This window comes from Streptomyces sp. NRRL F-2664, from assembly GCF_000719345.1.
Lineage (GTDB): Bacteria > Actinomycetota > Actinomycetes > Streptomycetales > Streptomycetaceae > Streptomyces.
Genome location: NZ_JOFX01000041.1, coordinates 44,918 through 54,206 on the forward strand (window position 1 = coordinate 44,918; position 9,289 = coordinate 54,206).

Annotated in this window: 13 protein-coding genes and 1 pseudogene; 9 read left to right on the plus strand and 5 right to left on the minus strand. The window is 71.9% G+C overall.

Going from position 1 to position 9,289, the window contains the following annotated elements; all coding sequences use genetic code 11:
* The first annotated feature begins 190 nt into the window (after positions 1 to 190).
* On the plus strand, positions 191 to 469 hold the full coding sequence (locus IF89_RS0128560; protein ID WP_030774142.1) for a GlsB/YeaQ/YmgE family stress response membrane protein: 279 nt from the start codon (positions 191 to 193) through the stop codon (positions 467 to 469).
* Between the two features lie 148 nt (positions 470 to 617).
* Positions 618 to 1,001, plus strand: coding sequence for a TraR/DksA family transcriptional regulator (locus IF89_RS0128565; protein ID WP_234327897.1), 384 nt, complete (start codon positions 618 to 620; stop codon positions 999 to 1,001).
* 180 nt (positions 1,002 to 1,181) lie between these two features.
* On the opposite strand, the gene IF89_RS0128570 is transcribed toward IF89_RS0128565, so the two are convergent.
* The 5 genes and pseudogenes from IF89_RS0128570 to IF89_RS0128590 all read right to left on the minus strand — a co-directional run bounded on the left by IF89_RS0128570 (position 1,182) and on the right by IF89_RS0128590 (position 5,142).
* Positions 1,182 to 1,919: an SAM-dependent methyltransferase gene (locus IF89_RS0128570; RefSeq protein WP_030774175.1), complete on the minus strand. Its 738-nt coding sequence runs from the start codon at positions 1,917 to 1,919 to the stop codon at positions 1,182 to 1,184.
* 18 nt (positions 1,920 to 1,937) lie between these two features.
* Positions 1,938 to 3,148, minus strand: a pseudogene (locus tag IF89_RS38365) (glycosyltransferase); the annotation flags it as partial.
* 133 nt (positions 3,149 to 3,281) lie between these two features.
* Positions 3,282 to 4,067, minus strand: coding sequence for a VOC family protein (locus IF89_RS49390; protein ID WP_043194511.1), 786 nt, complete (start codon positions 4,065 to 4,067; stop codon positions 3,282 to 3,284).
* Positions 4,068 to 4,118: 51 nt separating this feature from the next.
* Positions 4,119 to 4,388 (minus strand): GNAT family N-acetyltransferase, encoded by a 270-nt coding sequence (locus IF89_RS0128585; protein ID WP_030774149.1) that lies wholly within the window; start codon positions 4,386 to 4,388, stop codon positions 4,119 to 4,121.
* Between the two features lie 91 nt (positions 4,389 to 4,479).
* A complete protein-coding gene (locus IF89_RS0128590; protein ID WP_234327898.1) occupies positions 4,480 to 5,142 on the minus strand; it encodes a hemerythrin domain-containing protein in 663 nt (220 codons plus the stop codon).
* A gap of 122 nt (positions 5,143 to 5,264) precedes the next feature.
* Here IF89_RS0128590 and IF89_RS0128595 point away from each other — a divergent pair, with 122 nt between their 5' ends.
* From IF89_RS0128595 to IF89_RS0128620, 7 genes are all read left to right on the plus strand, one after another.
* Positions 5,265 to 6,158, plus strand: coding sequence for a LysR family transcriptional regulator (locus tag IF89_RS0128595; protein ID WP_030774156.1), 894 nt, complete (start codon positions 5,265 to 5,267; stop codon positions 6,156 to 6,158).
* 163 nt (positions 6,159 to 6,321) lie between these two features.
* Positions 6,322 to 6,771, plus strand: coding sequence for a PRC-barrel domain-containing protein (locus IF89_RS38370; RefSeq protein WP_030774159.1), 450 nt, complete (start codon positions 6,322 to 6,324; stop codon positions 6,769 to 6,771).
* A gap of 147 nt (positions 6,772 to 6,918) precedes the next feature.
* On the plus strand, positions 6,919 to 7,110 hold the full coding sequence (locus IF89_RS0128605; protein ID WP_030774162.1) for a hypothetical protein: 192 nt from the start codon (positions 6,919 to 6,921) through the stop codon (positions 7,108 to 7,110).
* A gap of 192 nt (positions 7,111 to 7,302) precedes the next feature.
* Positions 7,303 to 7,788: a DUF2975 domain-containing protein gene (locus IF89_RS0128610; protein WP_030774164.1), complete on the plus strand. Its 486-nt coding sequence runs from the start codon at positions 7,303 to 7,305 to the stop codon at positions 7,786 to 7,788.
* Complete coding sequence (locus IF89_RS0128615; RefSeq protein ID WP_030774166.1) at positions 7,788 to 8,024, plus strand: helix-turn-helix domain-containing protein; 237 nt, start codon at positions 7,788 to 7,790, stop codon at positions 8,022 to 8,024. Before IF89_RS0128610 ends, IF89_RS0128615 begins: the two co-directional genes overlap by 1 nt.
* 200 nt (positions 8,025 to 8,224) lie before the next feature.
* Positions 8,225 to 8,461: a hypothetical protein gene (locus IF89_RS44770; protein WP_043194513.1), complete on the plus strand. Its 237-nt coding sequence runs from the start codon at positions 8,225 to 8,227 to the stop codon at positions 8,459 to 8,461.
* A 14-nt stretch (positions 8,462 to 8,475) separates the two neighbouring features.
* Positions 8,476 to 9,111, plus strand: a complete 636-nt coding sequence (locus IF89_RS0128620; RefSeq protein WP_043194514.1) for a hypothetical protein — start codon at positions 8,476 to 8,478, stop codon at positions 9,109 to 9,111.
* Positions 9,112 to 9,289 lie beyond the last annotated feature (178 nt).

Below are 9,289 nucleotides of genomic sequence, written 5' to 3' on the forward strand. Positions count from 1 at the left end.
ACCGGGCGAGTCTAAGTCGCCGTTCGTCGGGGCGGTCCCCGGGACCGGGGCCGACCGGGCGCGCCGGGAGTCACCGCGAGGTGCTGTGCGGCATCGCGGCGGGACTCGATCGGGATCCGGACGTTTGGAAACGTCGGATCGGCGCAGACGAGCGTCGAGAACGGTTCACTTCACGAGGTTGGAGAAGCGCATGGGCATCATTGCCTGGATCCTGATCGGACTGCTCGCGGGCTTCATCGCCAAGGCACTCATGCCGGGCAAGGACCCGGGCGGCCTCATCATCACGATGCTGATCGGCATCGCCGGCGGTCTGCTCGGCGGCTGGCTCGGCAAGGTCATATTCGGCGTCGACTCGATCGACGGCTTTTTCGACCTCTCCACCTGGATCGCCGCGATCATCGGTTCGGTCATCCTTCTCGCCGTCTACCGCCTGGTCGCCGGCAACAAGCACCACCACCGCCACGCCTGAGCCACCCGGCTCGCACGCGGCGGCCATGACGACGAAGGGGCCCGGCCTTGAGGCTGCGGCCCCTTCGTCGTGCCGTGCGTGCCGGACGGGCCGGCCAGGGTCGGGGGAATCGGGGGGCGGGGCGGGGTGTTGTCGCAGTATGGGTCACGTGGAGCGGCACGGGTCGGCGCCGGCCGGGCCGTCCGGCGACGCCGGTGTGCGGGCGCGGTTGGCGGCCGATCGCGAGGACACGCTCACGCGGGTGGCCGCGCTGCGGCGTGACTTCGACGGGATCGTCGCGGCCAACGCGCTGGTGGCGGTCGACGACGAGCACGACCCCGAGGGCGGAACGACGGCCTTCGAGCGGGCGCATGTGGCCGCGCTCATGGCACAGGCGAGTGAGCACCTGCACGAGCTGGACCGGGCACTGGAGCGGCTCGATGACGGACGCTACGGGCAGTGCGAGGCGTGCGGAGGGCCGATCGCGCCGGAACGACTGGAGATCCGTCCGGCGGCGACCACCTGCGTCCGCTGCGCGTCCACCGCCGCCTGACGCCCGGGAATGTTGCGGTACATGATGACTCGGCGGTCGGCACCGGCCGTCATGCCCTTCCGGTCATGCTTGCGGCGGACAGGCCGGGAGCGAGGCGAGTCGACCCCGCCCCCGCGGCGCGTGTTCTGGTACCTGGTGACGGGCCGCCGGCGCAGGGACGTGCCGGTGGCCCGTCGGGGGTCAGTCGGACGTTCGCCGCAGGACCAGGCAGACGAAGCCGAAGCTGTCCCGGTAGCCGCGCAGCCACTGCGTACGCCGGGCGTTGGCCGTCTCCAGCACCTGTGCGGCCGCCGCATCGTCAGGGCGGTCGAGTGCCCATGCGGCCAGTGAGCCCCAGCAGGCCCATTCGTAGGCGTCCAGCTCGGCGCGGGTGCTGACGTGGCCGTGGACGGGGGTCCACCCGTCGGCGACGATCCGGTCCACGGTGGTCGCAAGGTCGTCGAGGTCGCCGAACGCCTCGACGGCCTCCGGGGAGGGCGGACGGTCCCAGAAGGACTCGCCGATCAGGACGCGGCCTCCGGGAGCCAGGTGCTTGCGGGCTGCCGCGAGGGTGGGCAGCAGGCCGCCGAAGGCGTGGGTCGCGCCGACGCTGATCACCAGATCGAACGGTTGCGGGGAGACGAAGTCCGCCGCCTCCCGCCGGTGCAGGACCAGACGCTCGGCGAACCCGAGTTCGCTCGCCGCCCGGCCGGCCTGTCGCAGGGCGACCTCGGAGACGTCGACGCCCTCGCAGAGCAGGTCCGGGCGCGTCGCCAGGGCCCGCAGCAGCCATTCAGCCGTACCGCAGCCGAGATCGAGGACCCGCTCGTCGCCACGCGGCAGACCGTGTCCGAGCAGCCGGCCGACGGACTCGTCGTCGAGCGGAGCCTTGATCGGGTGGCCGGCATGCGCGATGCCGGAGATCTCCTCGGGGCTCAGCGGTGCCGTTGTCCCCGCTTCGAGGAGCAGCTTCGCCCCCACCGACACCCCGTCGGTACGGACGGTGGATGCCACGGTGGCGGCCCGTGCCCGGGTCTCGGGCGCCAGGGCCGTCTCGAGAGCGGTCGACAGGGACTCGGTGGTCGGCGACGGACCGTCGTGTGCCACGCCGATGCCCAGCTCGGCCACCCGGTCGGCCCAGTAGGGCTGGTCCGCCATCTGGGGTATGCGACCTGGGGTACGCCGGCCCGAGCTGCCGTCGTGGTGGTGCCCGCGCCGCCGTGGTGCACGACGGCGGCCACCCGACGGAAGAGTTCCTGCTGGTTGACCTCGCCGACGGTGAAGCAGTCGTCCTTGTCGTCGGTCGGTTCCAGGTCGGCCCAGCCACGGGAGAGGAGTACGCGGCGGCCCTGGGCGCGGACGGCGTGGATGGCTGCCCGGGTGACGCCTTGCGCGTCCCGCACGGGGATGCTGCCGAAGCCCACGTACACCGGCGGTGCACCCGCGTCCAGGAACGCCTCCAGCTCGGCCGGGAGCGGGCGTTCGTCCGGTCGAATCCACGCGCCGGTCTGCACCACCTCGACATCGGCGGGCTCCGGCCACGGACTCAGGACCGGGTCGGCCGCCAGCAGGGGTCGGTCGGCGAGGATGTGGTCGCGGACGTCGTGCACCGGGCTCAGCCCGATCGACGCACGGTGCGTGTTGATCGCCTCGGCGAACAGCACGTTCAGGCTTTCCCTGTTCAGCTCCCACAGCTTCCGGTTGTCCGTGAGCCCGGTCGGGGCCGGCCGGCCCGGCCACGCGAGCGGCGGGTGGTGCGGAGAAGGCAGGAAGGACGGGTAATAGGACACGGACGTGTAAGGGATGTCCAGCTGTTCGGCCACCGACCGTGCGGCGGCCATGGCCGGGACCAGGCCCGTCGCCACCACCAAGTCGCAGCCCACGGCGGCCTCGGCCACTGCGTCGTACGCGGAGGCGAGCAGTGCGGCCGTGCGCTGAGCCAGGCCCTGCGCCGCCGTCGGCGCCGTTCCGGTCACCACTGCTTTCACGACCGGCCGTAGCGGCAGGCCGATCGGCGTCAGCGGGAGACCTGCGGTCTCCAGCATGTCGGCGAAGTCCGGCGGCGCACACACGCGCACCTGCGCACCGAGCTCTCGCAGACGCATTGCGAGTCCCACCATCGGCTCGACGTCTCCACGCGACCCGTACGCCATCAACAACACACGCATTGAGCGATTCTCATTTCACTGGATGCCGGCCGAGGCCGGTGATTGCGGGCTGGACCGGAGCCTTGCGAGGGGCCCCGGGACCACCTCGTGTCCGGAGCTGCGCCGCCTGCTGCCGGCGCATCTCCGACTCAGGTCACCAACGGGCCCAAGGCAGTTCGCGGCTGCCCTCGGTGCCGGGGACGGAGGCGACTCCGTCGGCGCGCATCGCGACGTGGGCCTCGGCTCGTGCGTGCGCGTGGATCCGCCGGGTCCGGTCGGCCGGCAGGATCAGGGTCTGGCCGGCGGCGACCTTTTGGGTGCGTCCGTCGCACGTCACCTCCAGGACGCCTGCGGTGACGGTCCAGACCTGTTCGCGACTGATGGAGTGCTCGGGGCCGGTCGCGCCGGCCTCCATCGTGACGGTCCAGGTGCTGAGTTCCGCGCTGCCGCGACCGGGGGATGCCATACCGGTCATGGTCGCGCTCGGGGAGACGACGACGTTCTCGGCCGACGGAGTGATCACATGCGCGGCGCGTTCCCGGTCCCGGTCCTGCGGGTGGTCGGAGGGGGCCCACTCGACGAGCTGGACGACGACCCCGTTGGGGTCGGTCATCTGGAACAGGCGCTCGCCCCAGGGCTCTTCGCGCAGCGGCATGGTGATGGGGGCGCCGGCCGCACGCAGCCGGGCCTCCTCGGCGTCGAGGTCGGTGACCGTGAGCGCGAGGATCAGCCCGCACGCCTCCCGTTCCCGCTGCTCGGCGGGCAGGACCTCGGTGCCCTTGCGGAGCAGGACGATGTCGACGGCGGCGTCTGCGCGGGTCAGGGAGGCGAAACCGTCGGCGGCCATGGCCACGCTGTAGCCGAGGTGGGTACAGAAGAAGTCGCGTGAGGTGTCGACGTCGGCGACGGTGAGGGACAGGGTGGAGGTGGAAACGTTCACGGCAGCTCCTTGGCGGTGGTGCAACGGGGGACGGACCGGGGTGTCGGTTGTTCAGGTCGTGGACCCATCGAGCTGGAACGCGCGGGTGCGCCGGTACGGACGGAATCCCAGGCGGTGGTTGACGGCCGGCATGGGGACGGTGTCCTCCGCGTTGTCCGTCTCGATCTCGACGACGCCGGGGTGATCGGCGCGAAGCCGCCGTGCCTTGGCGGCCTTGACCCACATCGCGAGGCCGTGGCCGCGGTGCGCCGGCACGACCGCCGCGGCGGCCTCGGTGTCCGAGACGCGCGGGAGCGGCTGGAGGCGTGCAGAGGGAGACATGGTGGTGGCCTTCGCAGTCCAGGTCTAGGTCGAGGTCGAGAGGCAGGCCCATCGGGCCATGGCCGCAAGAGCGGTAGGTGGTGGTTGCGTGTCAGGCCCCGCTGCCGGGACTCCAGCGAAGGAGCGCCCTGTAGGCCGGGATCCATTGGGTAGTGCAGGCGACGTACGTCTTCGGGGGCAAGGGGGCGAGGAGCCTCGCCGAGGTCTGCTGATCGGCGCCGTCCAGGAGCCACGGCAGCAGAAGGGGCGCGTCCCTGCCGATGTGGTGGGCGTGCACCTGGCTGAAATGGGCCCACTGCTGGGCGGTCAGCGTCCGCCGGATCAACGGGAAGGCCGCGTCCTCCTCGTGCTGGAGGTGTCCGGCCACACCACGGGTCAGCGCGTCGGTGAGCTGGCCCAGCCGCATGGAGTCGGCCCCGGGCTCGGTCAGCAGCCTGTCGATGGCGTGGACCACCGGGGTCATGGCGGCGTGTTCGGCCTCCAGCACTTCCAGCCGCGCCAGGTCCTTCGGGCGGCCGACCAGATTCTGCCGCAGTGACGGCCACAGGGCGCTGTCCTCGGCCTCATGGTGCGCGCGCAGGGCCTTCTTGAGCAGTGTCCATCCGGCAGCGGTGGCCAGTACGTGCACGGGGTCACGGTCCGCGGCGGTGGTGACCCGGTCGAGCTGGGCCAGTTCCCGGCGCAGAGCGGCATGCGTCGCGTGCAGCACGGTCAGGTCGATGGCGTCGTTCATCGGGCCGGACGAATGCGGCATTGTTCACGGATCTTCATACGGGCATCCACACCTCGAACGATCTTGCGATCCGCGCATATGATCAAGCCCTACTTTCACGCGGTTCGATAACCGCCGGGTTATCGACACGGGGGCGGGGGCCGGTGGAGCTGAGGGACATCGAGATCTTCCTCGTACTTGCGGAGGAGCTGCACTTCGGCCGGGCCGCCCAGCGGCTGCACGTCTCGCAAGCACGCGTCAGCCAGGCCGTCAAGAAGCAGGAACGCCGCATCGGGGCTGAGCTGTTCGCCCGCACCAGCCGCACGGTTCGGCTCACGGAGATCGGCCGGCAGTTACGCGACGACCTGCAGCCGGTGTACGCGGGCCTGCACGCCTCCGTACAGCGAGCCCAGCTGGCGGCCCGCGGCATCACCGCACAGCTCCGCGTCGCCCTGATGCCCTTCAACGTCGCCGACCTGCACCCGTACTGGAAGACGTTCCGCGCCCGCCATCCGCACTGCGGACTACAGATCCGCCAGGCGACCTACACCGATCCGTTCGGGCAGCTCCGCAGCGGTGCCATGGACGTCCTCGTCGCCTGGCTACCGGTGGAAGAGCCTGACTTCACCGTCGGACCGGTCCTGTGCACCGACTCGCGGATCCTCGCAGTGGCCGCCGACCATCCCTTCGCGCAGCGAGAATCCGTACCGCTGGAACTGCTCGCCGACTTCCCGCACGGCACAGCCAACGGCCTGCCGGACTACTGGGAGGACAGCTATCTGCCCTTCTACACGCCGCGAGGACGCACGATCGAACGCCTCGCGTCCGCAGCCTCGGACAACGGCGACGACCTGATCAGCTACGTCGGCATGGGCGAGACCATCCACGCATTCCCCGGCCACGTCACCCGACACTGGGGTATGGAGAACATCCGCTGGCTCCCGCTGCCCGACATGGCCACCCTGGCCTTCGCTCTGGTCTGGCGGACCGAGGCGGAGAACGACCTCGTCCGCGCCCTGGCCGACACGGTGCGCGACCTGGGCGTCTTCCGCTTCTGACCCCTGATGCCGCGCCCGAGCCTCCGCCCCGGCGCGGGCACGATCGGGTTCTCCGCAGGGCGCCGGGCACCCGCGGCGTCTTCCGGTGGGGGACACGACGCTTCTTCTCGGCCGGAGTGGGTAGCCGACGGACGACAGAGCGCGGCAGGGGTGAGGAGCAACAGTGATCACGCAGGAGCAGCTCACGGCGATGGAAGGGTGCGCGGCGTTCACGGAGCAGGGGCAGCGTCTGGGGCAGGTGGAGTACGTCCTGGTGGACGACACCACCGGCAGGCCCGAGTGGGCGCGGATCACCGACCGGGCGTCCGGGCTGGGCGGGGTGTTCGTCCCGCTGCGGCAGGCGGACCTGCAGAACGGGCACCTGGTCCTGCCGTACACGGTGACGCTGATCGAACAAGCCCCCTGCGCGGCCCTGGACTGCGGCAGCGTCCTGTCCGTGTCGGAGGAGGCCGAGCTCTACGGGCACTACGGCGTGCGGGAGACGCGGAACGAGGTGCATGCGCAGGAGCAGGCCGGCTGGGCGGTCATGGACCGGGCACAGACCATTCGCGAGGGCACGACCGGCCGGGAGCACGCCGTGTCCCGCTTGCAGCAGGTCCGACCCGGGCGGTGAGGCGCGGCCCGGTGCGGCAGGGGTGCCGGTCCGGTCGGCCGCCGATCGGATGAGACTCCTGCCCGCACCGGCAGGTCCGCAGCCGCGGGGCGGCCCGGGGTCTCTAGCTTGGGCGCGTTCCCTCGCCCTTCCGCAGAGAGGCCCACCATGCGTTTCCTTCTGGCCACCCTGGCCGCAGGCGCCGTCGTGCTCGGTGCCGCCGGTGTCGCGAACGCCGACGTGACCGTGAACTACCAGCCGCAGCCTTCCTTCACCTTCGTCTTCGGCGACTGGTCCCAGGTCGCCGGGGACGACGTGTTCAACGCCGGCCACGACAACACCGTCGGCTCCAACAACTGACGCCCCGCTGCTGCCGCCACCCGGGCGCCCCGTCTCCCCGACACATCGTCGGGGGACGGGGCGCCCGCGGCGTACGGGTACCTCGCGGCACGTCGCCGGAAGGGGCGAGCAAGGCCGTCCGGATGCGCCCCCCCTTGCTGCACCTATCGAAACTCGATAGATTTCCATCGTCACTCGATGGAAGGATCCGTCATGGGGAAACTCGCCGTGGGTGCGCTCCGCGCCGTCCTCGCCGTGGTGCTCACCGGCACCGTGTTCGTGCAGGCTTCGATGGTGTGGGCGTTGGGGCACGACCCGGAGGACGGGTCGCTCCCGCTGACCCCGCTGCGGGTGATCACGATCCTGGGCATGGTGGCGGCCCAGGTCGCCCTGGTCTGCGTCTGGCGGCTGGTGGCGATGGTGCGTCGCGGAACGGTGTTCTCCCCCGCCGCTTTCCGGTACGTCGACGGCGTGATCGGCGCGATCGTGGCAGCGGCGCTCCTGTGGTTCACGGTCACCGCCGTCAACGCCCCCGGCCAGCGGGAGGATCCGGGCGTCACCGTCATCATGGGCGGGATCGGCCTGGCCATCCTCGGGGTCGCGCTCATCGTGCTGGTGCTGCGGATGCTGCTCGCCCAGGCGGTCGCGCGGGACGGCGAAGCGGCGCGGATGCGGGCCGAGCTGGACGAGGTGATCTGATGCCGATCTCCGTCGACATCGACGTGATGCTGGCCAGGCGGAAGATGTCCGTGGGCGAGCTGGCCGACCGGGTCGGGATCACCCCGGCCAACCTGGCGGTGCTCAAGAACGGCCGCGCCAAGGCCGTTCGCTTCGCGACGCTCGCCGCGCTCTGCGAGGTCCTCCAGTGCCAGCCGGGCGACCTGCTCCGCTGGGAGGCCGAGGACGGCGGGACGCAGGACGCGACCGCATCCTGAGCAGGCACGGCCCCGCCGCGGTACGACCGGCGCGGCTGAGCATGCCGGCAGCGGGGGAACAGCAGAAGGACGCACTGGCCCACCCGGAGTGACCGCGGCCGACCCGGTTTCGAACTCCCTGATTCCGGGGACGGTGTCCGAGCATCGCCGTCTTCGTCCTCTGCGCCGCTGCGGCGCCCCCGCGACAGCCGAGGGAGACCATGGGCCGCACCCGCGTGGGCCGGAGGGGCGCACCGGCCGCTCTCGCCTGTTCCCGTATTCCGCGCTTCACCCTGGAGGACCTGAACCGGGGCGTCGAGGACGCGCGGTTCGTCGGGCAGGAGACCCCGCGGCGCGGCCCCGAGCGGCGCGTGTACCACCGGCGGGCGGTCATGGACACCTTCGAGCACCGTCCCGGGACCGCGACCCTCCCGCCGCGGCGCCGGGCGCCCCGCTGACGGGGGCGCCCGCCGTGCGCGGACGAGGCCAACGGCTCACGTTCGACGGCTGGATCGCGGCCGTCGGCACAAGCTCGGGCACGCGGGTGGTCGTCGGCCACTGGCCGCGGTCGCCCTTCGGGCCGTTCAGCGACGTGATGGTGGAAGGTCCCGACGGATGGCGCACCCTGCTGGCGCCCACTGCCCGGACGGCCGACTACATCGCCGGCGTCTACCACTTCGACGAGGTCCGGACGGGTCCGGTGGGCGTGCGCGTCCGTGACGGCGCGTGGGACGTCGGGGCGCGGCGCCTGGACCTGCACTTCCGGGTAGGGCGTCCAGGAGTCCTCGGCCTGGCGCTGGGGGCGGTGCCCCGCCCGCTCGCCCGCCGGCCCTTGTGGGCGGCCGTGACCGACGTGCCCTCCCGCCTGCTGGTCGGCGTACGGACCCGGGGCAGCTCGCGCCCGGGATACCGCCAGTGGTACGCGGCCGGCGGCCTCTGGCCGATCACGACCGCCCGGGCCGCCTTCGAGGGGGCCGACCTCGGCGCGCTGGCTCCCGTCGCACCGCCGGTGCGCTTCGGCTTCGCCTCGGCCCCCGCAGCCCCCGCGCTGGTCCGGGTCTGCTCCACCGTCGAACGTGCCGGCGGCGACCCGTTCGCCGCAGGGTGACGGTCGCGGTGGTGCCGAGTGCCGGGACCGGGCCGGTCGTACGGCAGGAGCCGGACCCCGGGCGCAGCCCGGTGGCCGCGGGGGGTGTCTCTATGTCCTTCGTCAAGGACGTGGTGGTGGGTGGGTGTCTGGGCTGGTTATGCGGCGAGGGTGACGGCGGGGGATCTGGACTCGTAGA